Raw genomic sequence first — 667 nt, 5'->3', positions numbered from 1 at the left:
CTCTGACTACTTTGCCACCGCTTTAAGCGGTGTTTGTACTACCTCACTTACCCTTAAAAGGGTCTGAATATTCCACACTTGTTAGCTTATCCATTGCTATATCATGTTTCTCTTGATCTCGGATATACTTCTTTATCGTGGATTCATTCAATCCAACTGTACTTACATAGTAGCCTTCAGCCCAAAAATGTCGGTTCCCATATTTGTATTTTAAGTTTGCATGTCGATCAAACATCATTAATGCACTTTTCCCTTTTAAGTATCCCATAAACTGCGATACACTTAGCTTCGGCGGAATACTTACTAACAAGTGCACATGATCTGGCATCATATGACCTTCAATTATTTCTACTCCCTTATATTTGCACAACAAACGAATATAATCTCTCAGGTCTCTTCGGTATTGATTGAAGATCGCTTTACGTCTATACTTTGGTATGAATACGATGTGATACTTACATAACCACTTCGTATGGGCTAAGCTATTTAATTTATTAGCCATATTTATATAACCTCTTTTCCCTTATTGACTTTGGCTTGAACACCTACATCTTAAGGCAAAAGAGGCCTTTTTTATATAATTTTTATCGCCCACCCGCATAGCAGGTGGTTTTTTGTTTCGTGCACTCGCTCTGCTCGCGCACTCAACCAGGTCTAAAGACATTAA

1 protein-coding gene is annotated in these 667 nt (G+C 37.9%); it reads right to left on the bottom strand.

What is annotated here, in order from left to right:
• Window positions 1–43: 43 nt before the first annotated feature.
• On the bottom strand, window positions 44–502 hold the full coding sequence (gene tnpA, locus AACL61_RS01525; RefSeq protein ID WP_003664118.1) for an IS200/IS605 family transposase: 459 nt from the start codon (window positions 500–502) through the stop codon (window positions 44–46).
• Between the last annotated feature and the right edge of the window lie 165 nt (window positions 503–667).

Origin of the sequence: Limosilactobacillus reuteri subsp. porcinus (genome assembly GCF_036621895.1) — a bacterium.
GTDB classification, from domain to species: Bacteria; Bacillota; Bacilli; order Lactobacillales; family Lactobacillaceae; genus Limosilactobacillus; species Limosilactobacillus reuteri_J.
The sequence above is the reverse complement of the archived record's forward strand: the minus strand, read 5'-3'. Positions and strand labels throughout refer to the sequence as shown.

Bases quoted from the DNA above. Each gene is read 5' to 3' on its own strand.
- tnpA (WP_003664118.1), bottom strand. From the start codon at position 502: ATGGCTAATAAATTAAATAGCTTAGCCCATACGAAGTGGTTATGTAAG.